Here is a 25,927-nt window from a genome sequence, read left to right as displayed (position 1 = left end):
ACCGGCGTGGCGTCGCACGGCACCTCACCACCCCCGACCCCAACACCCCCGCCCGGCCGTAGGGCAGGCAGCGCCAAACCCGGCAGCGCCAAACCCGGCGGGAAGAACCGCTCCGGAGGCCTGCGCAACGGCCGGTCGGACCGGATCGCGCTCGCCCTGATGCTCGGCGTGCCCGCCTTCCTGGTCCTCGGCCTGGTCTGGCTGCCGGCCCTGGCCACGGTCGTGCTGTCGTTCACCCGCTGGGACGGGATCGGCGGCCTGGAGACCATCGAGTGGATCGGCACGCAGAACTACGTCGACGCGTTCACGATCTACCCGCCGTTCGAGCCCGCGCTGCGCAACAACCTCGTGTGGCTGGTGGTCCTGTTCACCGTCCCCACCGTGCTCGGGATGTTCCTGGCGGTACTGCTGGACCGGCAGATACGCGGCGGTGCGGTCTACCAGAGCATCTTCTACTTGCCCGTCGTCCTGTCCCTGGCGCTGATCGGTTTCGTCTGGCAGCTCATCTACTCCCGTGACCAGGGCCTGCTGAACGCGTTCCTGGCGTTCGCGGCGGACGCGCCACCGGTCGACTGGTTCGGCAACCCCGACATCAACCTGTACGCCGTGCTGGTCGCGGCGGGCTGGCGGCACACCGGCTACGTCATGCTCCTCTACCTCGCGGGACTGAAGGCCGTCGACCCCTCACTGAGGGAGGCCGCGGCCATCGACGGAGCGGGGCCGGTCCGGACCTTCACGCGCGTGGTGTTCCCGGCGCTGCTGCCCATCAACCTGGTCGTGATCGTCGTGACGGTCATCGACGCGCTGCGGGCCTTCGACATCGTGTGGGTCATCAACCGCGGCCGCAACGGGCTGGAACTCATCTCGGCACTGGTGACCCAGAACGTCATCGGTGAGGCGAGCCGGGTCGGGTTCGGTTCGGCACTGGCGGTGGTCATGCTCCTGATCTCGCTGGTGTTCATCGTCGTCTATGTGGCCACCATGCTGAGAGGGGCCAACCGGTGAGTACGAGAACCCTCCCCGACACCAGGACCGGCGGCGTCCGGCCGCGCGACGTCCGGCGCCGCCGGATCCGCCCCGCCCGGGCACTGCTGCACGCCTTCCTCCTCGTGACCGCCTTGGCCTGGTTCTTCCCGGTGCTGTGGGCCGTCATCAACTCCTTCAGGGACTACGACTACACGGCGGTGCACGGGTACCTGTCCCTGGGCGGCTTCACGCTGGACAACTACGTGAACGCCTGGACCCAGGGCGAGTTGCCGAAGTACTTCGTGAACTCGCTGATCATCACGGTTCCCGCGGTACTCCTGACCCTGTTCCTCTCCTCCTGTGCCGCGTTCGTCCTGTCGAGCTACTCGCGCGGGTTCAACCTGGTGATGCTCGCGTTCTTCCTGGCCGCGAACCTGCTGCCGCCGCAGGCCCTGCTCGTGCCGCTGTTCCGGATGTACACGTCCATCCAGCTGCCGTACTGGATCAGCGAATCCGGGTCGCTGTACGACAGCCACCTCGGCATCATCCTGATCCACGTGGCCTTCCAGATGGGCTTCTGCACGTTCGTGCTGAGCAACTTCATGAAGGCCATGCCCACCTCCCTGCTGGAGGCGGCACGGATGGACGGGGCCACGGTCTTCCAGCAGTACTGGAAGGTGGTGCTGCCTCTGTGCCGACCGAGCCTGGCCGCGCTGGCCACGCTGCTGGTGACCTGGATCTACAACGACTTCTTCTGGGCGCTTGCTCTGCTGTCCAGCGGTGACAAACTGCCCATCACGACGGCGTTGCAGAACCTCCAAGGGTCCTTCTTCCTCGACTACAACCTGCTGTCCGCGGGGTCGGTGCTGGTGGCCCTGCCGACGCTGGTCGTGTTCTTCGTGCTGCAACGCCACTTCGTGGCCGGACTGACCTTGGGAGCGAGCAAGGGATGACCAACCGCACCATCGAACTCCGGGCCGCCGGGACCGCCCTGGTCCTCGGGGTTCCCGACTCCGGTCTGCCGCACGTCCTGTACTGGGGAGCGGACCTTCCCGACTTCGAAGGGCTGGCCGTAGCCGCCTCCGCCCCGGCCGCCAACAACGGGGTGGACGTGCCCACCTGGGTGTCGCTGCTGCCCACGCAGGGGGAGGGCTGGCGCGGGCACCCGGGGCTGGCCGGACACCACGACGGGCGCGTGACCTACCCGAAGTGGGGCCCGGCCGAGGTGGTCGTCGACCCGTTGGAAGGGGCGGAGGTCCCGGACGAAGGCGGTCGCGTCACGGCGACCGCGGAGGGCGGCGGGCTGAGGGTCCGGTGCGAACTGCGGATGGAGGCCTCCGGGCTGGTCCGGGCACGCAACACCGTCACCAACCTCGAAACCGTCCCGTGGACTCTGGACGCGCTCCACGTCACCCTGCCGCTGCCGCGGGAGGCGGAGGAGGTGCTGGACCTGACCGGGAGGTGGGTCCGCGAGCGCTCCCCGCAGCGCCAAGCGCTCACCATGGGCACCCGGATGCGCGCCTCCCGGCGCGGACGCTCCGGCCACGACGCACCCCTGTTGCTCACCGCGGGCAGCAACGGTTTCGGGTTCCGGCACGGTGAGGTCTGGGGCGCACACGTCGCCTGGAGCGGCGACAACGTCCACCTGGCCGAGCGCCTCCCCGAGGGCGCCGGACAGGCCGACGCGGTGATCGCGGGCGGAGAGCTCCTCCACCCCGGCGAGGTGCGGCTGGCCGATGGAGAGTCCTACAGCACGCCGTGGGTATGCCTCTCTTGGTCGGACCAGGGGTTGGACGGCATGTCCGCGCGGGTCCACCGGTGGCTCCGCGCGCGCCCCGGACACCCCTCCTCACCCCGGCCGGTGGTCCTCAACACCTGGGAGGCGGTCTACTTCGACCACGATCTGGGCCGACTCAAGGAGCTCGCCGACACCGCCGCGCGGATCGGGGTGGAACGCTTCGTGCTGGACGACGGCTGGTTCAAGGGCCGACGCGACGACACCGCCGGGCTCGGCGACTGGACGGTGGACACCGAGGTGTGGCCGGAGGGCCTGCACCCGCTCTTCGGCCACGTCCGGTCCCTGGGCATGGAAGTCGGGCTGTGGGTGGAACCGGAGATGGTCAACCCCGACTCCGACCTCGCCCGGGCCCACCCGGACTGGATGCTCGCACCCGAAGGGCACCTGCCGCCGCCCAGCCGGAGCCAGCAGGTCCTGGACCTGGGCCGGCCGGAGGCGCTGGAGTACGTGTTCGAGCGCCTGGACGCGCTGGTCACCGAGTACCGGATCGACTACCTGAAGTGGGACCACAACCGGGACCTCATGGAGGCGGTACACGTACCCACCGGCGGCGCGGGCGTGCACGGTCAGACCCTGGCGGTCTACGAGCTGTTCGACCGCCTGCGCGAACGCCACCCCGGCTTGGAGATCGAGTCGTGCTCCTCCGGCGGCGGCCGCGTCGACCTGGGCATTCTCGCCCGCACCGACCGGGTGTGGGCCTCGGACACCAACGATCCCCTGGAACGGCTGGCCATCCAGCGCTGGACCGGGCTGCTGCTGCCGCCCGAGCTGGTCGGCAGCCATGTGGGCGGACCCGAGGCGCACACCACGGGCCGCGTCGCAGACCTGCCCACCCGACTGCTCACCAGCCTGATGTCGCACGCCGGCATCGAGTGGGACGTCACCGGCTGTTCGGAGGACGAGCTCGCGGCGCTGACCTCTTGGATCGGCCTGTACAAGGAGCTGCGGCAGCTGCTGCACTCGGGAGACCCGGTGCACGCGGATCCGGCCGATCCGGCCGACCAACTCGACGGTGTGGTGGCCCGGGACGGTGGCGAGGCGGTGTTCCGGTACGCCCGGTTGGAGTCCTCCGTGCGCGCACTGCCCGGACGGATCCGGATCCCGGGCCTGCGGGAGGACCGCCGGTACCGGGTCGTCTGGCGGCAGGAGACCGGGTGGCCGTCCACCATGCAGCAGGTGCTGCCCGAGTGGTTCCAGCGGGAGACGGTCGCGTCCGGCGCCGTGCTGGCCCGGTCCGGACTGCAGATGCCCAACCTCAACCCGGCCCAGGTCCTGTTGCTGCACTTCACGGAGGTCTGAGTGTCCCTTATTCTCCCCAACTACCTCGACAGCTTCGGTCCCTCGGCCGGAGCCCGCGCCCCGCGCGCCCGGCTGGCATCGGACGCGCCGGTGTTGGACCTGAACGGCGCGTGGCGGTTCCGGCTGCGGCCCGAGGCCCGGTTGGCGACCGACGGGTTCGAGCGGCCCGACTTCCGTGACGCCGACTGGGACGAGCTCGCGGTGCCCTCCCACTGGCAGCTGCACGGCTACGGCGCCCCCGCGTACACGAACATCCACTACCCCTTCCCCCTCGAACCGCCGAGGGTCCCGGACGAGAACCCGACCGGGGACTACCGGAGGGTGTTCGAGCTGCCACAGGGGTGGCCGGCCGGCGGCGGTGCGGCCACGGGAGACGGGACCTCCGAAGCAGAGGGGGCGGTGCTGCGCTTCGACGGCGTGGACTCGTGCTTCCGGGTGTGGCTGAATGGGGCCGACGTGGGCTTCGCGACCGGCAGCCGCCTGGTGAGTGAGTTCGACGTGGGACACCTGCTGCGGCCGGGGCGCAACGTGCTGGCGGTGCGGGTGAACCAGTGGTCGTCCGGGAGCTACCTGGAGGACCAGGACATGTGGTGGCTGTCGGGGATCTTCCGCGACGTGGCCCTGCTCTCCCGGCCCGCCGAGGGGGTCGAGGACGTCACCGTGCGCGCCGACTACGACCACCGGACCGGGGAGGGCACTCTGCAGGTGGACGTCGTGGGCTCGCCGGAGGCCGTGGTGGACCTGCCCGAACTGGGGCTCGCGGGGGTCCGGCCCGGGAGCACCCACGAGGTCGGTCCGGTGGAACCGTGGTCGGCGGAGGTTCCGCGCCTGTACGACGCCGAGGTGGTCGCTCCGGGGGAGCGGGTGCGGCTGCGGGTGGGTTTCCGGACGGTGGACACCGAGGGCGGGCAACTGCGGGTGAACGGTGTCCCCCTGCTGCTCCGCGGGGTCAACCGGCACGAGTGGCACCCCGACCACGGGCGGGCGGTTCCGTGGGAGACCATGCGCGAGGACGTGCTGCTGATGAAGCGGCACAACATCAACGCCGTGCGCACCAGCCACTACCCGCCGCACCCGGACTTCCTCGACCTCTGCGACGAGCTGGGGCTCTGGGTGGTGGACGAGTGCGACCTGGAGACCCACGGTTTCGAGGTGGTGGAATGGCGGAACAACCCCTCCGACGACCCCCGCTGGCGCGAGGCCTACCTGGACCGCATGCGGCGCACGGTGGCGCGGGACCGCAACCACCCGAGCATCATCCTCTGGTCGCTCGGCAATGAGGCGGGTACCGGACAGAACCTGCGCGCCATGGCCGAGTGGACCCGCGAGCACGACCCCACCCGGCTGGTGCACTACGAGGGCGACCGGGACAGCTCCTTCGTGGACGTGTACTCGCGGATGTACGCCCCGCACGACGAGGTCGACGCGATCGGCCGGGGTGCGGAGCCCGCAACGGAGGACCCGGAGGCCGACGCCCACCGGCGCGGCCTGCCGTTCGTGCTGTGCGAGTACGCCCACGCGATGGGTGCGGGGCCGGGCGGGCTGGAGGAGTACCAGCGGCTGTTCGAGCGGTATCCGCGCTGCCAGGGCGCGTTCGTCTGGGAGTGGATCGACCACGGGATCCGACGGCGGGAGGCGGACGGCACGGAGTGGTTCGCCTACGGCGGTGACTTCGGCGAGGTCCTGCACGACGGCAACTTCGTGGCGGACGGGCTGCTGTTCCCGGACCGCACGCCGGGGCCGGGTCTGACCGCGCTGGCCAGGACCTTCGCCCCGGTCAGGATCTCCGTGGACCGGGGAGCGCAGGCCGGAGCGCCGACCGTCGCGGTGGCCAACCACTGGGAGGTGCTGGACACCGCCGGTCTGGAGTTCCGCTGGCGGGCGGAGCGGGAGGGTGTTCTGGTCGCTGAGGGTGTCGTGGACATCCCGGTCATCGGCCCCGGCGAGAGCGCGGAGGTGACGCTCCCGGCACTCGGCGAACTGCTTGCAGCCCCCGAACGCCCTGCTCAGGAGGCAGGTCCAACCACCGAGACCTGGCTGACGGTTTCCGCGCACCTGGCGGAGCAGACCCCCTGGGCCGAGCCGGGCCACGAGGTCTCCTGGGGCCAGGTGCTGGTCCGCGATACTCCCACCGCATCCCGGGCCACCCCCTCCACCCCGATGGAGTGGGGAAGCCTCGTCCGGGTCGGCGCCGGATTCTTCGACGAGCGGACCGGGGCGCTGCGGGCGCTGGGCGGGCTGGAGGTCGGCGCGCCACGGCTGGGCCTGTGGCGGGCTCCGACCGATAACGACGAGGGTCTGCACGGCATGGCGGTGGCCCCCTTCTGGCGGGCGCTCGGTCTGGACCGGTTGAGCGAACGCCTGGTCTCGGTCGAGGTGGACGGGGATGCCCTGGTGGTGCGCACCAGGATCGCCCCGGCCGCGCGTGACCTGGGCATGGACGTGGAGTACTGGTGGACGTCGTCGGCTGGAGTGCTGTGGTTGGATCTGGCGGCTGAGGCGACGGGGGAGTGGATCTGCCCGCTGCCCCGGCTGGGCCTGGACATGACGGTGCCCGCGGACCTGGATTCGGTGGAGTGGTTCGGCTGCGGGCCGGGCGAGGCCTACCGGGACATGGGCCAGGGTGTGCGGGTCGGCCGGTTCACCAACACGGTGGACGGGCTCCAGACCCCGTATCTGCGTCCGCAGGAGAACGGGAACCGGACCGGGGTCCGCTGGGCGGAGCTGCGCCGACCGGACGGCTCGGGCCTGCGGGTCGAGGGCTACCGGGAGTTCGACCTGACGGCCCGCCGGTGGAGCGACCACGCGCTGGACGCGGCCCGGCATCCGCACGAGCTGACCCCGGATGGCCGCGTGCACCTGCACCTGGACCTGGCCCACCAGGGCCTGGGCTCAGCTTCGTGCGGCCCGGGCGTCCTCCCCGACCACCAGCTGCCCGCCGGTGTGCACCGGCTCCAGCTGGGTTTCCTTCCCCTCGGCTGAGGGGCGCGGTGGTCGGTGCGCGGTGGTCGGTGCGCGGTGAACTGGACCAGCAGCACCGCCCCGACCGCCGCGAGCGCGCCCAACCCCTGGACCGGTGTCAGGGTCTCGTTGAGTACCAGGTATCCGAGGAGGGTGGCGGTGAGCGGGCTGGCGAAGGAAAGGAAGGACACCGCCAGGGTCGGCAGCCGCTCCAGGCCGCGGAACCACAGGGCGTAGGCGAGCAGGGCGCCGACGACGCTCAGATAGCCGAACCCGGCCAGGTTGGTCGGGCTGACCGCGGCCGGCAGCCCTTCGAAGAGCAGCGTCGCGGGGAGCAGGACGAGCCCGCCCGCGGTGAGCTGCCAGCCGGTCACGCCCAGCACGCCCACACCCGCGGGCTGGCCCCAGCGCTTGGCGAGGACGAGCCCGGTGCCCATGGAGGCCGCCGCTGCCAGCCCGGCCAGGACCCCGAGCGGGTTCAGCGCGGCCTCGGGCCCCACCACCAGCAGGCCGACGCCGGCCGCGCCGAGTAGGCAGGCGAGCACGTGCGGCAGCCGGATCCGGTCCCGGAGCAGCAGGGCGGCGAGGACCATCACGATCACCGGCTGCACAGTCATGACCAGGGCCGCGACACCGCCGGGCAGGAGGTAGGCGGCGACGAAGAGCAGGTAGAAGAAGGCGCCGATGTTGAGGGTGCCCAGGACGAGCGCGCGCCACCACCAGATCCCCTTGGGCAGGGCCCGGCAGAAGAGCAGCAGGAGCAGTCCGGCGGGCAGGGCGCGGACGAGGGCGGCGAGGAGGGGCCGGTCGGGTGGGAGGTACTCGGTGGTCACCAGGTAGGTGCTCCCCCAGACGGCCGGGGCGAGGGCGGTGAGCAGGGAGTCGGCGGCGATCCGACCGCGGCCGGTCACAGCTGCTCCCCGTACCGTTCGCCGAAGGCGAGGCGGGCGAGTGGGAGTCGGCCCGGACGGCGGCGCAGTTCGGGGATCGGGTCGGGGCGGAACCGGCGGATGCTGCGGCGGGTGCTGATGGCTTCGGCAACGGATACAAGGTGCGCCATGGTCTACCCTTCGACGTTGAACTGTTCGATGTCGAAAGATTAAGCCGGGTGGTCTCCTCCCGTCAAGAGGTGCGGCGTTATGATCGCCGCATGAACGACGCCGTCGATGTTTTCCTCGCGCAGTGGGCCCGAGAGCGCCCTGACCTCGACGTGTCCCCGATGGAGGTCATCGGGCGGATGGCGCGCCTGCAACGGATGCTGGGCCGCGGGGTGAACGACTTCCTGGCCGAGGAGGACCTGGAGTCCTGGGAATTCGACGTGGTGGCCACCCTGCGCCGCGCGGGCGAGCCCTACCAGCTCACCGCCAAGGAACTGGTCCGGATGACCATGGTGGGTTCGGCGGCGATGACCAACCGGGTCGACCGCCTCGTCCGGCGGGAGCTGGTCTACCGCGAGGTCGACCCCGCCAGCCGGCGGCGCACACTGGTGACCCTCACCGAGAAGGGGCGGGTGCTGGTGGACCGGGTGGTGGAGGGGCACGTGGCCAACGAGGCGCGCCTCCTGGAGGCGCTGGACCGGACCGAGCAGGCCCAGCTCGCCGACCTGCTGCGCAGACTCCTGGTCTCCTTGGGCGACACCCCGCCCGCGGAGGTTCCCGGAGCCCAGGGCTGACCCCGGGGACGGCCCCAGGCATGACGAAGGGGAGGCCCCTCGCACGGGACCTCCCCACAGCTTCGGGTGCCGCCCTAGTCGCCCGTCTGCTCGCCCTTGGGTGTGTCGCCCTTGGGCTTGCTGTCCGGGGTGAAGGCGTCCTTGACCTTCTCGCCGGCCTGCTTGACCTTCGACTTGGCCTGCTCGGCCTTGCCCTCGGCCTGCCACTGCTCGTTACCGGTGGCCTTACCGACGCCTTCCTTGGCCTTGCCCTTGAGTTCGTCGAACTTGTTCTCGGCCTTGTCCTTCTCGGACATGAGAGCCTCCTTTGGTAACGGCTTCATTACAAGCCCTGTCCGCTGTGGAGGATCTCAATCAGATACGCGGCCTCAGATGTGCCGGTGGTGAGCAGTGACACCCTCAGGGGCGTCTGGGAGCTGACGGGGCCTAGGAGTCGGCGGGCGCGATCGGTACGACGGAGGCGAAGGGGGCGTGGGTGCCCAGGCGCTCGGCGATGCCGCCCCGCACCATCGTCTTGGCGGTCCGGACCGCGTCGCCGACCTCGGAACCCTTGGCCAGCTCGGCGGTGATCGCCGCGGCGAAGGTGCAGCCCGCGCCGCTCACCCGCTCCTCGCCGATCTTCGGCGCGCTCAGGACGGTGACCTCCTCGCCGTCGAAGTAGACGTCGACGGCGTCGGGGCCGGGCAGCTCGGTTCCGCCCTTGACGACCACGTGCCGCGGTCCCAGCTCACGGATGCGGCGGGCGGCCTCGACGAGGTCGTCGACGGTGTCGATGGACTCCATCCCGGCGAGGGTGCGGGCCTCGAAGTGGTTCGGGGTGATGACCGTGGCCAGCGGAAGGACCTGCGCGGTCAGGGCCTTGTCGGTGTCCAGGGCCGCTCCGGGCTCCTGGCCCTTGCAGATGAGGACCGGGTCGAGCACGACGTGCCGCCACTGCTGGTACTGGAGGGCCTCGGAGACCACGTCGATGGTGTCCGGGGTGCCGAGCATGCCGATCTTGACGACGTCGAGGTCGTGGCAGGCGGTGGCGGCCTCGATCTGGTCGGCGATGACGCCCGGCTCGACCGGGACGAAGCGGTGGCCCCAGTTGTTCTTGGGGTCGAAGGAGACGATGCAGGTGATCGTCCCCACCCCGTAGACGCCCAGTTCCTGGAAGGCTTTGAGGTCGGCCTGGATCCCGGCGCCGCCGGTGGCCTCGGACCCTGCGATCACGTACGCGCGGTTGGTCATCGCCAACCTCCCTCTGCTTGTTGTGCTGTTGCGCGGTGTCGGAGCCCTCGCGGGTCACGAACCCACGGGATATTGCATCACAACTGGTCATTCGAGGCATATCGGGCAATCGGTGGCTCCGAAGAGAGCACCGCGCCGCCGTCCCCGCAAGTGTAGGCGGCCGCCGCCGACCGGTGCTCGGTTCGCGGGCGTCCCACCCCCCCAGCGCCGGAGCGCCGCTCACAGCTCGGCCATCAGGCCGTGGGTCGTGTCGTAGCCGTTGACGTAGGCCCCCTCGACGGTGTTCTCGCCGGTGGTCGGTTCACCCGCGAAGTACAGGACACCCTCCAGCGGAGCCGCGAGCGCGTCCGGGGCGTCGTGTGCCCCCGGTGGGACGAACAGGTAGGCGCCCTTGCTGTACTCGTCGGCGGCCCAGTCGTGGGTGGTCCGGGAGGTCGGTTCGGGCACCTCTTCGCCGAGTGCCTCGGACAGGGCGGCCAATCCGGCGCTGTACCGCTCCTCCAGCGGCGCGGCGAGGAGCTCGCGGGCGCTGTCACCCGCAGCCCAGGCCACGACTACTTCCGGGTCCTCCCTGGACAGGCACCAGAACACGAACCCCGAGTCCGCTTCCCAGCCCAGGGCGTCCTCGCCGGCCGGGAAGACCGCGCGGTCGAACTCGTACACGAGCTTGAGGGCGTCGGTGCGGTCCAGCGCGCCGACGGCGTCGCGGTGGCTGGACGGGAGCGCTGGGTCGAAGGCCACGTCTCCTGCTTTCAGGACCCCGATGGGGAGGGCGACCACGCACCGGTCGGCGCGGACCTCGTCCCCACCCTCGGGGCCGGACACGTCCAGCGTCACGCCACGGCCCGACCAGCGCACCCGGCGCACCGCGCTCTCCAGACGGATGTCGAGCCCGTCGGCGAGCGGGGGCAGGAGGCTGTCGTATCCGTCGACCACCCGGAAGTTCTCCCGGGGCACGGTCCACCAGTCGAAGAGCCCGTACTCGTGCATCCAGACGGCGCTCCACCGGTCCAGTGACTCGTTGTCGATGGACACCGGCGGCCAGCTGTCCTCGGGGACGCCCATCCGGCGCAGGTAGGCGGCGGCGTCCTCGTCGTCCCGGGGCCGTTCGGGGGTTTCCAGGGGCTCGGCGACCCCGTTCCCGGCCCGCACCTGGACGGCCGCGGTACCGGCCTCCTCCACCAGTTCCCAGGTGTAGGTCTCCCGGCCGTGGATCAGCCCGGCGCCCAGCTCCACCGGGACCGCGCTGAAGGCGTGGTCGGTGTACAGCTGGCCGCCGATCCGGTCGCGCGCCTCCAGGACGACCACGGACAGCCCGTGGTCGACCAGGTTGCGCGCGGCCGAGAGCCCGGTCATGCCCGCGCCGATCACGGCCACGTCCCAGCGCTGCCCGCGGGTGCGGCCGTAGACGCCCAGCACAGCCGCGCCGCCGATGAGGGCGCCCCCGCCGAGCAGCAGGGATCTTCGGCTCACCGGGCGCCGCGGAGCGCCGTTCGAGCCCCGTCCGACCGTGCCCACGCCGCCTCCCGAAGTCCAGTCCGCCCCCGGACTGTAGCTCAGCAGGTCGCCCGGTCGGCAGCGGAGGGGTTGACGGCGGGTTGTGCGGCGCGGTGTCGTCGGGCGCTTGCCAAAATAAAAATATGCTCCTAATATTTTTATATGCCGCGCACCGCTGACCACGACGAGAGACGACGCCAGGTGGCCGAGGCCCTCCTGCGCACCATCGCCCGCAAGGGCCTGGCCAGGACCACGTTCGCCGACGTCGCCGACGAGCTCGGGGCCTCCGTGGGCCTGGTCCAGCGCTACTTCCGCAGCAAGTCCGAACTCCTGCGCTTCGGGGTCGAGCACCTCTACAAACGCGGTCGTGAGCGGATCGACGCGGTCGAGCGGGTCCCGCCCGTCAGCGATCTGATGTTCCGGGTCGCCCGCACGCTCCTGCCGCTGGACGAGGAACGGCGCTTCGAACTCACCGTCTGGCTGGAGTTCCTGCCCGCCACCGTCACCGACCCGGAGATGGCCGAACTCCACCGGACCACCACCCGGGAACTGGTCGACGGGCTCGCCGAGGGTCTTGCCGCCGCCCAGCGCAACGGCGAACTCGCCGAGGACCTCGACCCCAAGGCGGAGGCCATGGCCCTGGCGGCACTGGCCGACGGACTCACCGTCCATCAGCTGACCAGCCCCGACGTATTCGACGACGCCGCGGCCGAGGACGTGCTCCGCCGCCACTTCGCACGGCTCTTCTCCGTCCCCGAGGGGTCCGGTACCGCGAGCCACCTGCCGCGCGACCAACGAGGAACAGGGGACAGCTGACATGAACCGCACCGCAGAGCGAACCGAGCCCGAGCGGCACGCACGCACGAGCGGGCGGCTGCCCCTGCTGGACGTCCTGCGGGGTGTGGCCATCCTCGGCACGCTCGCCACCAACGTGTGGCTGTTCGCCGGACCCGGCGGTGAGGGGGTGGTGCTGTACGGCTTCGGCGACCTGAGCCCGTTTGATGCGTTCCTCGCCGAACCCTCGGCCGCGACACTGGCCGAAGGCGTCTTCCGGGCCGCGGCCAACGGCAAGTTCTTCGCCCTGCTCACCTTGATGTTCGGTGTGGGCCTGGCCATCCAGTTCCGGTCGGCCGCCAAGCGCGGCGGACGCTGGCCGGGGCCGTACAAGTGGCGGGCGCTGTTCCTGTTCGTCGAGGGGGCCGTGCACTTCACGCTGGTCTTCGCCGCCGACGTGCTCATGGGGTACGCGGCGGTCGCCCTGCTGGTCGCCTGGCTGCTCACCCGTTCCGAGCGGTTCCGCAGCACCGTCATGTGGTTGTCGCTGTCCCTGCACCTGCTGCTGATGTCCCTGGCCACGGCCGTACTGGTGGCCCTGCCCGACGAGCAGTCCGCCGTGCCGTCCGAGGTGGTGGAGCTCTACGCCCACGGTTCCTACCTGGACCAGGTCGCGTTCCGCCTGGACAACGCCCTCGCCCTGCGCGCCGAACCGATCTTCTCCTTCGGCCTGATGGTGTTCATGTTCCTGCTGGGCGTGCGCCTTTTCCGGGCCGGGGCCTTCGCCGATGACGCCACCGGCCGCCGGATCCGCGCCCGGCTGTTCTGGTGGGGCATCGGTCTGGGAGCGCCGCTCACCGTCGCCATGTCCTTGGCCGGGTCGGACTGGTTCTTCCTGGACCGCTACGTGGCGGCGCCGCTGGTCGCCCTCGGCCTGATCGGCCTGGTCGGCTGGCTGCTGGACCGGGTGAGCGGCACTGGGCCCGTAGTCACCGGGGTCTCCGCGCTCGGGCGGATGGCGATGACCGGTTACGTGGCCCAGAACGTCATTCTGATGTTCGTCTGCTACGGCTTCGGTCTGGGCCTCGCCGAGCGGATGGCCGGCACTGGGGCGTGGTGGGTGATGGGGCTGTGGGCGGCCGTGTCCCTGTTGCTGGTGGTCGCCGCCATGCTGTGGCTGCGCCGATTCCGGCAGGGGCCGCTGGAGGCCCTGCAGAAGAAGGCCCTCGCCGGGGCCCGGTGACGCACCGGCATGCCTCTTAGGATGGGGTGTCGGGGGCCTGATCGCGAGGCGGCGGTCGTTCTCGTGTCCCGAGGGTGCCTGAGCCCGGTCAGATCCCGTTGCCCACACCAAACCCACCGGTAACCGGAGGAACACACCCGGCATGTCCGACACCAGCGATTTCCTCGCCTTGCTCGTCGACGCCTACACCGAGGAGCGGATCGAGGTCGAGCTCCTCCCTCCGGCCAGGATGCTCATCCACATCCCGGACAACGAGCCCCTCGAGGTCGACTACAGCGATCCCATCGCCCAGGCCCTCGAGTTCCCCGCCGAAACGCACCCGGGCCTGGCCCGGCAGTCGGTCCACGGGATGATGCGCCTCGTGCGCGAGAAGGGCATCCCCCTGGGCACGCACTACCCGCTGCTGTCCGACGACCATGCCCGGCAGAGCCTCGTTTCGGCCTTCGCCGAGCAGGGGGTCGAGGCCTACTTCACCGAACCGAGCAAGATGTACGTCAGCAAGGAGGACACGGCCGGCACGCTCGACGTCGCCCAGCACCTCGCCGCCGTCGAGGGGCAGGAACCTGAGGACGCGCGGGCGCGTGCGGACGAGTACGCGGCGGGGACCGTCCAGCGCCTCTCGGACCACCTCGACACCCCCGTCGGCGTGGAACAGCTCCGGGTGCGGATCTATCCCGAGGCGGCCTTCCCGGAGGGCGCGCTTCCGCAGCTGGTCGCCCGCCAGATCACTTCGGACCTGTGGCAGACGGTCGTCATCGACTTCCCGGACGACATGCAGCTGCTCCGCCGCGACCAGGTCGGCGATGAGACGGCGGACGAACAGGTCTTCGCCGCGGCCGTGGAGAACTCCCTGAACGAACCGGTCGAGGTCTCCGAAATCGACGCCGGCGGCACACCGATCGTGCACATCGGCGGTGAACAGCCCTACGTGCTGTCCCAGCTGCACGCGCTCGAGCGCCACCTGGGCGAGACCGAGCACGGTGCCCTCGTGGTTTTCCCGTCCCCGCCGGTGGTCATGGCGCACATCCTGGGCAAGGGCAACCCCGTCAACGCGATGGAGACCCTCCAGGAACTGGCCGAGCGGTTCGTCGCGGACACGGACAAGCCCGTCACCGCCAAGCTGTACTGGTGGCGGCCGAACCCCGGTTCGTCGCTCCCCGACCTGCGCGAGGTGGCGATCAAGATCGACCACGAGAACAAGTCGATCTCCCTCATGTCCGCCGACGAATCGTTCGGTCCGCTCCTCCAGTCCCTGATGGCGGAGTCCTGACCACGCCCCGGCAGCGGTCCTGATCACGTCCCGGCGGCGTACGGGCGCGTCCCCGTGCGCCGCCGAGTCAGTGGCGTCCGCCGCCGGGACGGTGCTGGCGGGGTGTCCCGGAGAGCCGCTAGCATCCGGCGGGTGCAGAACTCTCTCACCTTCCAGAACCTTCTCGACGACGCCGCGATCTTCTCCCTGGAGCACCAGCTCCACCTGGAGACGGTCATCGGCAACCACAACTGGAACGTCAACCTCGCCGAACCCAGGTTCGAGTTCAGCGGGGACTCCGACCTCGTCTGCGAGCGGTTCCACCTCCTCGGCAGCGCCGCCCCCGGTCCCCAGTCCTGGATGTGGTCCTGGGCCAACCCCTCCGGCTTCCCCGCCGAGGTGAGCGAACTCGCCGCCTCCGTGCGCGACCTCGGCCACCAGCACGGCATCACCGAGCTCATGCAGCCGGAGGTGCCCTTCCGGGCCCTGCCCGGCTCCCCGGAGCTGCCGCACCAGGTACTTTCACAGCTCACCGACGCCGCCAAGGTACTCAGCGGGCGCTGGTTCTCCTACAACGGCGAGGTCGGTGGCGGCACCCGGGCCGCCTTCCTCGTCGAGCACCCCGCCTTCCAGCTCCCGCAGGCCACCCCGCTCGGGGTCACCGGCATCCTCCAGCAGGCCGTCTCCGGGCTGACCGCCATCTCGGACCACCGCAGGGCCGTGTACAGCTACGCCCGGTTGCGCGGTCTGGCCCCCGAGTTCTCCGACGACGGCAGGACCATCACGCTCACCGCCTTCGGAATCGAAGCGGGCTTCGACGAGCACAACCGGCTCTCCCGGATCGACGGCGGGATGACGCCCGAAGACTGAGCCGGCGGATCGGCCTTCAACGCGGGACTGGCCTTCAACATGACAGAGTCGTCAACTCTGGCCTGCCTCTTCCCCGCGGGAGAACTGGCCCGGCTCGCGCCCCTCGCCGGGGCCGCCCGCGTAGGTCTGACCGACCCGGAGCCACTCCTCGGCGGCCGCGCCCTCCGCGGTCAGGCCGGTGTCGGCCACGTGGCGGCGGCGGGTGAGGACGAGGCAGAACTGCTCGGCGTCGCCGCGCACCACGTCCTCGGCCCCGTCGGGGCCCATCCGCCAGAGCTCCCCGTCGGGTCCGGTCAGTTCCACGCGCACCTCGGCCTCCGGCAGGGGGAGTCCACGGGCGAAGTAGCTGTAGGCGCGGGCGCGCAGGGCGATGTGGACGATGTGCCGGAGCCGGGTGGTGGGCCGACGTCTGGCACCGAGCGCGTCGACCACGTCCTGGCCGTGCGCCCAGGTCTCCATCAGGCGTGCGGTCGCCTTCGAGGCCACGCTCATCGGCGGGCCGAACCAGGGCACGCGCGTCCCTGCCGGGGCTGAGTCCAGGGCGGAGCGCAGGCTGCCGGAGGCGTCGCGCCACTCCGAGAGCAGGGCGGCGGGCGCGAGTTCGACGAGGGGAGCGATGGCCTTCTCCCCGAAGCCCTCGGGGTCGGCGATCGCCCCGTTCAGGATCTCCCCGAAGGCCGCCTCGTCGGTGAGCGCGGTGTGGGCCACCCGGTCGAAATAGGCCAGGTGGGCGACCTGGTGGGCGACGGCCCACCCGGGCGCCGGGGTCGGTCGGGCCCAGTCGGCGCCGTCGAGCCCGTCGAGCAGGCTGGCCAGTTCTTCCTGCTCAGCGCGCAGGTCCGCCACGAGAGCGTGTGTGTCGACCACGGGTTCTCCTCGGGGGTGGTCCGCCGGTGACCCTGCGAGGGTTGGCCGACAGATGTTGACTGACTTGTCATGTTCGGCGCACCATAGCAAAGTGTGACCTGGCTCTCCTAGGGCTTCGGGTCGCCGGCTCCCGGGGCCCGGCTCCCGCCCGCGAGTCGCCGCTTTCCGGGTCCGTGCCTCCTGGGCTCGTGCCTTCCGAGCCGCCGCGACCCGGACCACCCCGAAACGGATGCGAGTGTGCGCTGATGACCGCGACCGACACCCCCAGGACCGACCGCTGGAACACGCCGGAGCGCGCCGCACTCCGGGAGACGGTACGGACCTTCGCGGCCAAGGAGATCCTGCCCCACGTGGAGCGGTGGGAGGACGAGGGCGAACTGCCCCGCGACCTGCACCGGGCAGCCGGGCGCCTCGGACTGTTGGGGCTCGGGCTCCCGGAGTCCGCGGGCGGTGACGGCGAGATGCTCGACCAACTCGTGGTCTCAGAGGAGGCCGTTCTCTCCGGCGTGCCCACCGGCGTCCTGGCCTCGCTGTTCACCCACACCATCGCGCTGCCCGCCCTGGTCGCGGACGGTCGAGAGCAGCTGGTGCGCGACTACGTCCTCCCGGCCCTCTCCGGTGACCTGGTCTGTTCGCTCGGCATCACCGAGCCCGAGGCGGGGTCGGACGTCGCCCACCTGCGCACCCGCGCGGTGCGCGACGGCGACGAGTGGGTGCTGAACGGGGCGAAGACCTTCATCACCTCCGGGTACCGGGCCGATTTCGTGACCGTGGCCGCACGCACCTCGGACACCGGGCACGAGGGCATCTCGCTGTTCGTCGTGGAGCGCGGGACCCCCGGGTTCACCGCCGCCCGCAAACTCGCCAAGATGGGCTGGCGTTCCTCGGACACCGCCGAACTCTCCCTGGTCGACGTCCGGGTTCCCGCCGACCGCTTGGTGGGCGAGGTGGACCAGGGCTTCTTCCAGATCATGCGCCAGTTCGCCAGCGAACGGATCGGCCTTTCGGTGCAGGCGTGCGCGATGGCGAGGCGCTGTGTCGACCTGTCCGTGGAATGGGTCCGGGAACGGGAGGCCTTCGGCGGTCCGCTGGCCCGCCGCCAGGTCCTGCGGCACCGGCTGGTGGAGATGCACCGCCGCACCGAGGTGGCGCAGGCCTACGTCCGCGGGATCGCGGAGCGGGTCCAGGACGGCGAACCCCTCATCTCGGAGGTCGCCATGGCCAAGAACACCGCTACCGAGGCCCTCGACTACGTGGTGGACAACGCCGTCCAGCTGCACGGCGGCATGGGCTTCATGCACGGGACCGAGGTGGAGCGGCACTACCGTGACGCGCGGGTGTTCAGCATCGGCGGCGGCACCTACGAGATCATGAACGAGGTCATCGCGAAGTTCCTCCCGCTGCGCTGACCGGAGGAACGGGGGAAGGGGCGCCAGTGGGTCAGGTACACGTGGGAAAACAGGCACCGAGCGGTCGGCCGCCCACGGAACGCGGCCGACGCAAGCGCGGCGCCCTCGTCCAGGCGGCGCGGGAGGTCTTCGAGGAGCGCGGTTTCGAGGACACCCGGATCGCCCAGATCACCGGCCGGGCCGGGATCGCCTACGGGAGTTTCTACACCTACTTCGACTCCAAGGACGAGGTCTTCCACGCGGTCGCCAAGGGGGTGGCCGGGGAGATGTTCGACGCCGCGCGCTCGGCCGCGCCTCCGGGGACCGCCCCCGTCGACCGGATCCGGCACGCCACCGAGCGCTTCCTGGCCGCCTACCGGGACAACGCCCGGATCATGCAGGTCATCGAGCAGGTCTCGCCGCGCCACCCGCGCTTCCGCACCCTCTTCCTGGAGATCCGCGGACTGTTCGTCGACCGGATCACCACGGGTACCCGACGTCTCCAGGAGGAGGGGCTGGCCTCGGCCGACATCGACGTGGAGACCACCGCGAGCATGCTCGGGGGGATGGTGGAGCACACCGCCCGGATGCTGTTCCTGTACGGGGAGGAGCACGACCCCGACGTGGTCCTGGAGACCGCCACGCGGCTGTGGGCGCGCGGTGTCGGACTGGAGTACACCTCGCCGAAGGGGCGAAGAACGTACAAGACCGGCGAGCAGGGGTCCGGCGATGATCCGGAGTATGGAGACCACAGACGCCACCGTGCCCGGTAACGACAAGCACGCTGACAGCGAGCCCAGTGAGCGCAGGCCCAGTAGCGGCAAGCCCAGTGACAGCAAGCCCATTGCCACCAAGATCGCCGTCCTGCTCCGCGACGACCTGGAGGGCTGGCAGCGCCTCAACGTGACGGCCTTCCTGGTCAGCGGGCTCGGATCCCGCACTCCTGAACTGATCGGAGAGCCATACGAGGACGCCGACGGCACGGAGTACCTGCCGATGTTCCGCCAGCCCGTCCTGGTGTTCGAGGGCACGAAGGAGACTTTGACCAAGGCCCACGCCAAGGCCCTCTCCCGGGACGTGGCCCTCGGCGTGTTCACGTCGGACCTGTTCAGCACGGGGAACGACCACGACAACCGGGCCGCGGTGCGGGCGGTCCCGACTGACTCCCTCGACCTGGTGGGCATCGCGGTGCACGGGCCGAAGAACGGGGTGGACAAGGTCGTCAAGGGCGCACGGATGCACCGCTAGCCTTCCCTGCCCGCTGCCTCCGCCGTCCCCCGCTGCCTCCGCCGTCCCCCGCTGCCCCGCCGTCCCCCGCAGGACGCGCGCGTACCGGCCGGGGGCGATGCCGAGGATCCGCTTGAAGTGCCGGTTCAGGTGCGGCTGGTCGTGGAACCCCGCGGTCGCCGCGGCGTCCCGGGGCGCCATTCCGTCGAGGAGCAGCTGACGGGCGAGGTCCACGCGCCGGCCCACCAGGTACTGGTGCGGCGCCATGCCGAACCTCCGGCTGAACGCCCGGGCCAGGTGGGTCGGATGGGCGTGGAGCAGGGCGGAGGCCTCGGCCAGGGACACGCCCGCCACCGTGCGGGCGTCGATGATGTCGCGCAACCCGTCGGCGAGCCCCGGATCGTCCACGGGGGCCGGTGGTCCCAGGGCGCCGCGCAGGTGCTCGCGGAGGCGCTCGGAGACGAGTTCGAGACGGCTCTCCGCCTCCAAGCGCTCGCCCGGTTGGACCAGGGCGCCGTGCAGCTGGTGGATCCGGTGCCGCAGGAGGGGATCGTCGAACCTCGGGTGGTCCACCGCCCGGCCGACCAGGCCCGGGTCGATCTGCTCGGGCTCCAGGTACAGGACCCGCTTGCGGAGGCCCTGCGCCGTGGTGGGGGTGCCGTTGTGGGGCACGTGCGGCGGTAGCAGAGTGACGGCCTGGTCCAGTGCGCCGTGCTCGTGGCGGCCCAGGTCGTAGCGGACGGTGCCGGAGTCGATGATGAGCAGGGTCCAGGACCGGTGCGTGTGCATCGGGTAGGCGTGCTGGCGCAGGTGGGTGTGGAACACCTCGGTGACGCCGCCGATCCCCGGTCTGAGGACCAAGGTGTCCGCGTGGCCGTCCATGCCGGAATTCTACGCGGGTACCGTCGAGCAGCCCGGTGCCAGTCCGGTGCGCGCGGACTCGTGGAGCGCTCCGAGGTTGACGTCGGCCGCGTGATCGTCCGTAAACGGACAGCGTGAAAGCCCAGGTGAACAAGGGTGGGTGTGACCTGCGTCCTACCCCGTGTACGACCCAAGAGGATCACGAAGCACGGGGGAAGAGTCTATGGGTGCCCTTACTAAGTTCACGAAGCTCTCCGGAGCCGCACTGCTGACTGCGGGGCTGGTCGCTGGTGGCACCTTGGCCGCCACCTCCGCGTCCGCGGACGAACAGCCGATCGAACCCGCCGACGCGCCCGAGATCATGGAGCGCCCGTGGCCCGCGTACCCGGATGACGCGGAGACCCACACGAACATCGTGGTGGCCACGACCTACCTGCACCACCAGACGGACGAGGACGGCCTCCCGTACTGGGACCAGCCCCCGACGAACACCTTCAATGAGGACCTGAGGGAGGTCCTGAAGGTGTACCAGGACGACCACGAGCTGGGGGAGCACGGGGAACTGCGGGAGGAGATGTGGGGACACTTCTCCGACATCCAGTTCGACTTCAACACCACGAGGGCCACCTGGGGGCCGCCTGAGTCCCAGAACTTCTACACCGTGGGGGACGGCGGTCCCGGGGTCGAGGCCCTGCAGTCCCTGCTGATCCACCAGCGTTACCTGGACGCGGACGGCCTCGACGGGGAGTTCGGGGAGGACACCAGGGACGCTGTGATCGGTTTCCAGACCGACGTGGTCTGCGACGAGGCCAGCATCGGTGTCAGCGCCAGCGACTGCATCGACGGCTTGGCCGGTGAGGTGACTTGGCGGGCACTGGTGGCCTTCGAGCCCGACGAGGTTCAGACCCAGTAGACGCCGAGCCGCAAGGCGTGCTCAGCCGGCCCTGAAGCCGCGAAGCACAGGTGGACGCCCTCGGGAGCCGTGCCGCTCCGAGGGCGGAACAAACCGGGCCGGGCCGTGTTGGGGGATGCGGTCCGGCCCGCCCGCTCGGTTCTCTCCGCTACCGCCGAGCGCCTCCTGCCGGAGCCCAGCGCTGAACCTCCGCGCTGGGCTCCGGTGCTGTTCCGCCGGGGCCGGCCCGTGCCCCACGGGCCGGCCCGTGCTGGTCAGCCCGCCCGGTGGGACCGCCAGGCCGTAGTGAACATCTCGTGCGGCGGAGCGACCGGCAACGGACGGGTGAAGGTCCCCCGGACCCGCCCCATGAAGTTCACGGCGAGCAGGTGCGTGGCGAGCTTGGCCGTCTCCATGGACGGGAACGGCGCCTTGAGCTCGGTCCACTCCCCGGGCAGGAAGAGCGAGCGTCCGGCCTTGGACCGCTTCTCCTTAGCGACCAGGCCCTTGTCCAGAAGCTGGTCGGAGGCCTTCCGGTGCTTGTCCGCCGACCAGCGGTTCCACCGGCGCACCCGGCGATTGGTGGGGTGGGCCATGGTGAGCAGCTGCAGGTAGAGGGCGGCCGCGTCGGCGTCCACACCGACCGCCTCGGACACCTCCGCCACCAGCTCGGGGGCGCTCAGCCGCGGGTCGGCCTCGAAACCGCCCGCGTGTACCGGGGTGTCGGCAGCGCGTTGGACCATGCGGGTCAGGCCGCCGCCGCAGACCACCCTGGCCTGGCGGACGGCCAGGGCGAGCTCGTCCATGCCGGACTCGTAGAGTGCGTGTATGCAGCGCTGGAAACGCTCTTCGTCGAACAGCCCGGCGGTCTGCAGCACGGCGTTGGCGGACCAGTGCACCCCTTGCCCGGGGAGGGTGATGATGCCGTCCCCGTGGAGGGCGTGGCCGGTTCCGGGTTCGAGTATGCCCTCGGCAGCGACCCGGTACTCGGCGGCACCGACCCGCTCCGACCATCCGTCGACCTGGCCGTCCTGGAGGTTCGTGACCACGGGTACGTACAGGCCGGGTGAACGCAGCCGCTCGGTCATCCGGTTGTGCAGCCCGGTGACCCCGGCTCGGGCGGGGTGGCCCACCGGGAGTTCGGTCAGAGCCCACGCCAGCAGCGAGGCCGTACGCAGGTAGGGGCGGATCCCCCCGTCCTCGGGGAAACCATGGGCGAGTTGCCGGCCGCCCGGCCCGCGGACGAGCGCTCCGACACGTGCGGAATAGAAAAGGGAGCGGGACCAGTCGGCGTCCTCATGGTCCGCCACGGCAGCGGCTTCTCCGGTGGTCGCTTCTTCGGTGCCGGTCGCCGGTCCGATGAGCTGGGCTGCCCACTCCGGGCCCAGGTCCAGCTCGTCCCGGAGCAGGTCGGGTACCTCCGCCAGTCGCACGGTGTGGTCGGACTTCGAGCGGCGGACCCCGAGGAGTTCCACCCACACCCGGGCCATGCGCTCGGCGGCCGCGGCCGTGCCACCGGGCTTCCACAGGTCGGCGGGGTCGTCGGGCACGGCCGCACCCAGGAGCCGGGCGGTGTCCGCCTCGGACAGGGTCGCCCCGGTCTTGCGGTACTCGGTCTGGGCGCCCTTGCTCGTCGGCGGAACCGCCTGCGGCCAGCCCGCTTCGCCGGACAGGACGAATTCGGCGACCGGCTTCATCACCTTCGTGTGCTGGCGGAAGGCCGCTGCCGCCTCGGGTCCGGCGCTGACGGGGCCGTTCCGGTCGAGCAGTTCCAGGAAGGAGCGCAACCGCGCGGCCTCGTCGTGTTCGGTCCGCAGGGGCGGGTCCTCCTCGGCGTCCGCGGGCACGGGGGCGCTCTCCCAGCGCACGTAGCCGTAACGCCGCTGCGGGAGGTAGCGGGGCGACCAGTGGGGCGCGGACGTGTTCGCGTAGCGCTGTCCGTCCAGGGGCGGGTCGGTGATCACGGCATGCCCCTGGGCCAGGAGCGGGGCCAGCGCGGCACCGCTGGCGGTTCCGAGTACCCAGCCCGTTCCCTGTTCGGCGAAGGGCTGGTCGGCCCAGGTGCGCAGTAGTGCGGTCAGGGCCTTCGCGTTTTCGCCGGTCGCCGCCCCGGTCGCCAGCCGCCACATGGCAGCGTCCGGCACGCCGAAGAATCGGGTCCAGGGTGTGGCCGGGGCCCCGGGCGGGCCCAGCCGCCGGTCCGCCTCGCCGATCCGGCCGCTCAGCCGGGCGCCGTCGGCGGCGAGGGACGTGATCATGCCCGAGTACTGGGGGAAGCCGAACGTGAACGCGTCCTTGGGCACCAGGCCGGACACCGCGCCGGCCAGGTGCCAGTCGATGGTCTCCTGGGCGGGCAGGGGCAGTGTTCCGGCGCGGACACGGGCGGTGCGGTCGGCCATTCCCGCCACCTTGAGCTGCAGTTCGACGGCCCACAGCACCGCCCACACCACGCCTTCGGCGACGGGGCCGGTGAGTCCGGGCACCAGGCCGGGTAGGGCCTCGCGGACGGCCGCCGTGCGGGCCCGGTCCACCTGCTCGGCGACCTCGGGCAGGGCCACGTCCGTGGCGGGGTCTTCGGGCAGGGGCGCCGCGAGCGCGGCCTCGATGAGCTGGCGTGCGGTGTCGGTGTCCAGTTTCCGGAGCGCACGGCTGGCCTCCGGGTCGCGCGGGGACAGGAAGTGCCAGTAGGCGGGCGGTGGCACGAGGGGCCGCCGTCCCACGAGGTCGAGGTTCTTCAGCCCGCCCTTCGGGTAGGCCCAGGTCTCCCATAGCAGGGTGTCGTCGGTGGTGTCCCGGGCCTGGAACACGGTGTGCCCCGCCTGCCAGCGGTAGGCGAGCAGTCCCTCGGCGGGGTTGTCGGGCATGCGCAGGACACCCCAGTACTTCAGGTCCCGGTGCTTGGGGATCGCGGCTCGGCGGCCGTCGGTCCCCTCCAGTGCCCGCTCGGCGTTGAGGTCGCCCTCTGCCCCGGGGCCGAGCCACACGACGCGGGCGCCCGTAAGCCCGCCTCTGGCGCCCAGCGGTGAGTCCGGCACCCCCTCGGGAAGGCGGACCAAGTGGAGGCGGGTGTCCAGCAGGTCCACGTAGTCCAGGCGCGGGTCGGGGGTGAGGAGCTCGGGGTTGGAGCGTGCGAGCGCGGCGCCGGTGGCCGGGTCCAGTTCCATGGCACCGTGCGCCCATTCGGCCCCGTCGGCCCACACCCGGGTGCCGTCGGTGGCGTGGTCGCTCCCGTAGGTGATGCCGGTCCGGTCCCCGGGGCGCAGGATGCCCCCGCTGTTGTAGCGGCCCCCGTCCGGGGCTTCCAGGACCAGTCCGAGGTCGTACTGGTGTGCCGTGCCCGCGTGGAAGAGGCCGGCGTTGCTGTCCGTCTTGAACGTGTCGTCGGGGGCCGAGCACCAGAAGGCCCGCGGCTGTCGCCAATCCCAGGGTTCCCACTCGTCAGCGGGATGCCAGGTGACGAGGAAGTCGCCGCCCACGTGGTGCACGACGTGGTCCTCCGCCTCCTCCGGCAGGGAGTACTCGCAGGAGCCGCGCCGTCCCCGGTGGTCCACGGCGACCGCGGTGTTTCGGCCGTAGACCGTGAGGACCGGCCAGGTGGAGGTCATGCCGAGGATGCCGCCCGGGCGGGCCCCGATCTCCTCGACGGCTTCCTCGAAGGCGGGCCAGGTGTACTCGGCGGGGATGCCGAAGCGCAGGGTGCGGGCCAGCGGCTCGGCCATGCGGGTCTCGGCCAGGGACTCGTGGAGTCCGTCCATGCCGCCCATCTCGAGGTGGGTGAGTTGCAGGTCGAGCCTGGACAGCTCGAGTTCGGTCTCGCCCAGCGGCGTGCCCCGCAGCCGCTCGATCCGCCGCTCGATCGCCTGGACGACGTCGGGCAGGGGGGAGTGCCGGGATATCCGGACCCGGCGGACCTCCGTCCTGATCCGCCGCGCCTTCTCCTCGGGAGCCTCCACGGGGATGCGGTGGTCGTCGCAGGCGATGAGCAGGCGGCCGTCCACCGGGTTGTGCATGTACCTGTTCTCGAACAGGCGGACGGGGGCGCCTTCCTCGCGCAGCCTCGGGACCAGGCGCGGGAACAGGGTGAACAGTTCCTCGGGGAGGTTCTGGGCCCCCACCGCGCCGCGCGTCCAATAGAAGCTGTACATGTGGTGGAACTCGGAGACCCAGGCCACGTAGCCGCCTTCGGGGACGACCCGGCCGTCGGCCATGGCGTCGGCGATGCCGGTGCTCTCCAGCAGGCGCAGCCAGGCCGCGCCGTCGGTGACGGAGGTGGGGAAGAGAACGGCCATCCCCGCCCGGTGCTCTGGTGCGGGCCCGGCCTTGGCGAAGATCGCCTCCGCCTGTTTCAGCAGCCCGTCCGGGACGGGGTTGCCCCGTGCGGCGGCAAGGTAGCGGCCGAGGACCCGGGAGACCTCCTCATCGCCAGCCTTCTTGCCCAGACCCAGGGTCTTCACCGAGGCACGGATCTGGGCGGCCAGGTTGGCCGGCGGGGCCACACCCACCGAGGCCCGCTGTTGGGGGGCTCTGATCTGGGCCGTGGCGACCGCGCCGCCGACGGCCCAGGCGTCCAGGAAGCGGACGAACTCCCGGTGCGCCTCCGCGGCGGTGTGGAGTTCGGCCAGGCGCTGCCGGTGGGCGCGGACCTCCGCTGCGGGCAGCGCACCGTGTCGGGCGAAAAGGAGGGCGTTCTCCACCGTGTGGTGGGGGTCGCGCGCGAGCCTGATCTTCGACTCCAGCTCGCGCGCCTCCAGGTAGGCGGCGGCCGCGTGCTTGGCCTCGGAGCCGAGCAGCCGGTGCGCGACGGTGTCGTGGATCCAGGGTTGGTGAGCGTCGGGCAGGTCGGCCCGCTTGCGTCCGCCCTCCATGGCGGCCGCGACGTACTTGGCTTCCAGGGGTAGCTGACGCATGCGCTCGTCGAGCTGCTGGAGCAGGTCGAGGGCTTGGGGTTCGCATTCGGGTGCGTGGGCCCGGACCCAGTCCAGGTACAGGGTGGACACGGCGGGGTCAGTGGGGAGGGGCAACTGCATACGGGAAGTCTGCCAGCGCCCACCGACAGTCATAGCAACGGATAGAGCGACGGTTCGCCTCGGGGACCCGCTCAAGTGTCGGCCGCAGGCCGTTTGGCAGGATGGC

The 25,927-nt window shown here is 71.1% G+C and carries 19 protein-coding genes and 2 pseudogenes; 13 read left to right on the top strand and 8 right to left on the bottom strand.

The genetic code is table 11. The annotated features are described in order from the left end of the window. Positions 1 to 120 precede the first annotated feature (120 nt). The 4 genes from ACYVDG_RS15300 to ACYVDG_RS15285 are packed head-to-tail and all read left to right on the top strand — an operon-like array spanning position 121 to position 7,045. Complete coding sequence (locus ACYVDG_RS15300; RefSeq protein ID WP_460752072.1) at positions 121 to 1,005, top strand: carbohydrate ABC transporter permease; 885 nt, start codon at positions 121 to 123, stop codon at positions 1,003 to 1,005. Beyond that, positions 1,002 to 1,919, top strand: coding sequence for a carbohydrate ABC transporter permease (locus tag ACYVDG_RS15295; protein ID WP_460751940.1), 918 nt, complete (start codon positions 1,002 to 1,004; stop codon positions 1,917 to 1,919). The genes ACYVDG_RS15300 and ACYVDG_RS15295 overlap by 4 nt, the downstream gene beginning before the upstream one ends. Next, the gene (locus tag ACYVDG_RS15290) at positions 1,916 to 4,063 is read left to right on the top strand and encodes an alpha-galactosidase (protein WP_460751937.1); all 2,148 of its coding nucleotides are present in this window, start codon (positions 1,916 to 1,918) and stop codon (positions 4,061 to 4,063) included. Before ACYVDG_RS15295 ends, ACYVDG_RS15290 begins: the two co-directional genes overlap by 4 nt. Next, positions 4,064 to 7,045 carry a glycoside hydrolase family 2 TIM barrel-domain containing protein gene (locus ACYVDG_RS15285; RefSeq protein ID WP_460751934.1) on the top strand — a complete coding sequence of 994 codons (2,982 nt, stop codon included), beginning with the start codon at positions 4,064 to 4,066 and terminating at the stop codon, positions 7,043 to 7,045. Here the strand turns inward: ACYVDG_RS15285 and ACYVDG_RS15280 are convergent. Further along, positions 7,036 to 7,935: pseudogene (locus ACYVDG_RS15280) on the bottom strand (EamA family transporter); the annotation flags it as partial. The gene ACYVDG_RS15285 and the pseudogene ACYVDG_RS15280 sit on opposite strands and share 10 nt — an antisense overlap. Further along, positions 7,932 to 8,084, bottom strand: coding sequence for a hypothetical protein (locus ACYVDG_RS15275; protein ID WP_460751930.1), 153 nt, complete (start codon positions 8,082 to 8,084; stop codon positions 7,932 to 7,934). The pseudogene ACYVDG_RS15280 and the gene ACYVDG_RS15275, both read right to left, overlap by 4 nt. Positions 8,085 to 8,174: 90 nt before the next feature. Between ACYVDG_RS15275 and ACYVDG_RS15270 the strand changes: the two genes are divergently transcribed. Next, on the top strand, positions 8,175 to 8,696 hold the full coding sequence (locus ACYVDG_RS15270; protein ID WP_460751927.1) for a MarR family winged helix-turn-helix transcriptional regulator: 522 nt from the start codon (positions 8,175 to 8,177) through the stop codon (positions 8,694 to 8,696). Positions 8,697 to 8,770: 74 nt separating this feature from the next. Here the strand turns inward: ACYVDG_RS15270 and ACYVDG_RS15265 are convergent, their stop codons facing one another. From ACYVDG_RS15265 to ACYVDG_RS15255, 3 genes are all read right to left on the bottom strand, one after another. Continuing rightward, positions 8,771 to 8,992 carry a CsbD family protein gene (locus ACYVDG_RS15265; RefSeq protein ID WP_460751924.1) on the bottom strand — a complete coding sequence of 74 codons (222 nt, stop codon included), beginning with the start codon at positions 8,990 to 8,992 and terminating at the stop codon, positions 8,771 to 8,773. 130 nt (positions 8,993 to 9,122) lie between these two features. Then, positions 9,123 to 9,926, bottom strand: coding sequence for a bifunctional hydroxymethylpyrimidine kinase/phosphomethylpyrimidine kinase (gene thiD, locus ACYVDG_RS15260; RefSeq protein WP_460751922.1), 804 nt, complete (start codon positions 9,924 to 9,926; stop codon positions 9,123 to 9,125). A 219-nt stretch (positions 9,927 to 10,145) separates the two neighbouring features. After that, positions 10,146 to 11,399 carry a flavin monoamine oxidase family protein gene (locus tag ACYVDG_RS15255; protein ID WP_460751917.1) on the bottom strand — a complete coding sequence of 418 codons (1,254 nt, stop codon included), beginning with the start codon at positions 11,397 to 11,399 and terminating at the stop codon, positions 10,146 to 10,148. 186 nt (positions 11,400 to 11,585) lie between these two features. Between ACYVDG_RS15255 and ACYVDG_RS15250 the strand changes: the two genes are divergently transcribed. The 4 genes from ACYVDG_RS15250 (at position 11,586) to ACYVDG_RS15235 (ending at position 15,559) form a co-directional block, all read left to right on the top strand. Further along, positions 11,586 to 12,239, top strand: coding sequence for a TetR/AcrR family transcriptional regulator (locus ACYVDG_RS15250; protein ID WP_460751913.1), 654 nt, complete (start codon positions 11,586 to 11,588; stop codon positions 12,237 to 12,239). A gap of 1 nt (position 12,240) precedes the next feature. Further along, positions 12,241 to 13,440: a DUF418 domain-containing protein gene (locus tag ACYVDG_RS15245; protein WP_460751910.1), complete on the top strand. Its 1,200-nt coding sequence runs from the start codon at positions 12,241 to 12,243 to the stop codon at positions 13,438 to 13,440. 142 nt (positions 13,441 to 13,582) lie between these two features. Beyond that, positions 13,583 to 14,710, top strand: coding sequence for a hypothetical protein (locus ACYVDG_RS15240; protein WP_460751907.1), 1,128 nt, complete (start codon positions 13,583 to 13,585; stop codon positions 14,708 to 14,710). A 132-nt stretch (positions 14,711 to 14,842) separates the two neighbouring features. After that, positions 14,843 to 15,559 carry a DUF6882 domain-containing protein gene (locus tag ACYVDG_RS15235; RefSeq protein WP_460751904.1) on the top strand — a complete coding sequence of 239 codons (717 nt, stop codon included), beginning with the start codon at positions 14,843 to 14,845 and terminating at the stop codon, positions 15,557 to 15,559. Between the two features lie 51 nt (positions 15,560 to 15,610). Here ACYVDG_RS15235 and ACYVDG_RS15230 read toward each other — a convergent pair whose 3' ends face one another. Next, positions 15,611 to 16,426 (bottom strand): TIGR03084 family metal-binding protein, encoded by an 816-nt coding sequence (locus tag ACYVDG_RS15230; protein WP_460751899.1) that lies wholly within the window; start codon positions 16,424 to 16,426, stop codon positions 15,611 to 15,613. Positions 16,427 to 16,671: 245 nt separating this feature from the next. Here ACYVDG_RS15230 and ACYVDG_RS15225 point away from each other — a divergent pair, with 245 nt between their 5' ends. Genes ACYVDG_RS15225 through ACYVDG_RS15215 form a run of 3 tightly spaced genes read left to right on the top strand, consistent with a single transcriptional unit; the run spans position 16,672 to position 19,062 of the window. Then, on the top strand, positions 16,672 to 17,835 hold the full coding sequence (locus ACYVDG_RS15225) for an acyl-CoA dehydrogenase family protein (RefSeq protein WP_460751895.1): 1,164 nt from the start codon (positions 16,672 to 16,674) through the stop codon (positions 17,833 to 17,835). 41 nt (positions 17,836 to 17,876) lie between these two features. Then, the gene (locus ACYVDG_RS15220; protein WP_460752069.1) at positions 17,877 to 18,587 is read left to right on the top strand and encodes a TetR/AcrR family transcriptional regulator; all 711 of its coding nucleotides are present in this window, start codon (positions 17,877 to 17,879) and stop codon (positions 18,585 to 18,587) included. Continuing rightward, positions 18,556 to 19,062, top strand: a complete 507-nt coding sequence (locus tag ACYVDG_RS15215) for a DUF2000 family protein (protein WP_460751891.1) — start codon at positions 18,556 to 18,558, stop codon at positions 19,060 to 19,062. The genes ACYVDG_RS15220 and ACYVDG_RS15215 overlap by 32 nt, the downstream gene beginning before the upstream one ends. 135 nt (positions 19,063 to 19,197) lie before the next feature. Here ACYVDG_RS15215 and ACYVDG_RS15210 read toward each other — a convergent pair. Then, positions 19,198 to 19,830, bottom strand: a pseudogene (locus tag ACYVDG_RS15210) (AraC family transcriptional regulator); the annotation flags it as partial. Positions 19,831 to 20,125: 295 nt separating this feature from the next. Here ACYVDG_RS15210 and ACYVDG_RS15205 point away from each other — a divergent pair. Further along, positions 20,126 to 20,815: a peptidoglycan-binding domain-containing protein gene (locus ACYVDG_RS15205; RefSeq protein WP_460751888.1), complete on the top strand. Its 690-nt coding sequence runs from the start codon at positions 20,126 to 20,128 to the stop codon at positions 20,813 to 20,815. 254 nt (positions 20,816 to 21,069) lie between these two features. Here the strand turns inward: ACYVDG_RS15205 and ACYVDG_RS15200 are convergent, their stop codons facing one another. Next, on the bottom strand, positions 21,070 to 25,821 hold the full coding sequence (locus ACYVDG_RS15200) for a hypothetical protein (protein WP_460751884.1): 4,752 nt from the start codon (positions 25,819 to 25,821) through the stop codon (positions 21,070 to 21,072). Positions 25,822 to 25,927 lie beyond the last annotated feature (106 nt).

The organism is Nocardiopsis oceani (genome assembly GCF_054777395.1).
The sequence above is the reverse complement of the archived record's forward strand: the minus strand, read 5'-3'. Positions and strand labels throughout refer to the sequence as shown.

Coding starts and splice junctions, on each gene's coding strand:
- ACYVDG_RS15290 (WP_460751937.1), top strand. CDS start 1,916: ATGACCAACCGCACCATCGAACTCCGGGCCGCCGGGACCGCCCTGGTC.
- thiD (WP_460751922.1), bottom strand. CDS start 9,926: ATGACCAACCGCGCGTACGTGATCGCAGGGTCCGAGGCCACCGGCGGC.
- ACYVDG_RS15200 (WP_460751884.1), bottom strand. CDS start 25,821: ATGCAGTTGCCCCTCCCCACTGACCCCGCCGTGTCCACCCTGTACCTG.
- ACYVDG_RS15205 (WP_460751888.1), top strand. CDS start 20,126: ATGGGTGCCCTTACTAAGTTCACGAAGCTCTCCGGAGCCGCACTGCTG.
- ACYVDG_RS15215 (WP_460751891.1), top strand. CDS start 18,556: ATGGAGACCACAGACGCCACCGTGCCCGGTAACGACAAGCACGCTGAC.
- ACYVDG_RS15250 (WP_460751913.1), top strand. CDS start 11,586: ATGCCGCGCACCGCTGACCACGACGAGAGACGACGCCAGGTGGCCGAG.
- ACYVDG_RS15275 (WP_460751930.1), bottom strand. CDS start 8,084: ATGGCGCACCTTGTATCCGTTGCCGAAGCCATCAGCACCCGCCGCAGC.
- ACYVDG_RS15225 (WP_460751895.1), top strand. CDS start 16,672: ATGACCGCGACCGACACCCCCAGGACCGACCGCTGGAACACGCCGGAG.
- ACYVDG_RS15240 (WP_460751907.1), top strand. CDS start 13,583: ATGTCCGACACCAGCGATTTCCTCGCCTTGCTCGTCGACGCCTACACC.
- ACYVDG_RS15270 (WP_460751927.1), top strand. CDS start 8,175: ATGAACGACGCCGTCGATGTTTTCCTCGCGCAGTGGGCCCGAGAGCGC.
- ACYVDG_RS15245 (WP_460751910.1), top strand. CDS start 12,241: ATGAACCGCACCGCAGAGCGAACCGAGCCCGAGCGGCACGCACGCACG.
- ACYVDG_RS15265 (WP_460751924.1), bottom strand. CDS start 8,992: ATGTCCGAGAAGGACAAGGCCGAGAACAAGTTCGACGAACTCAAGGGC.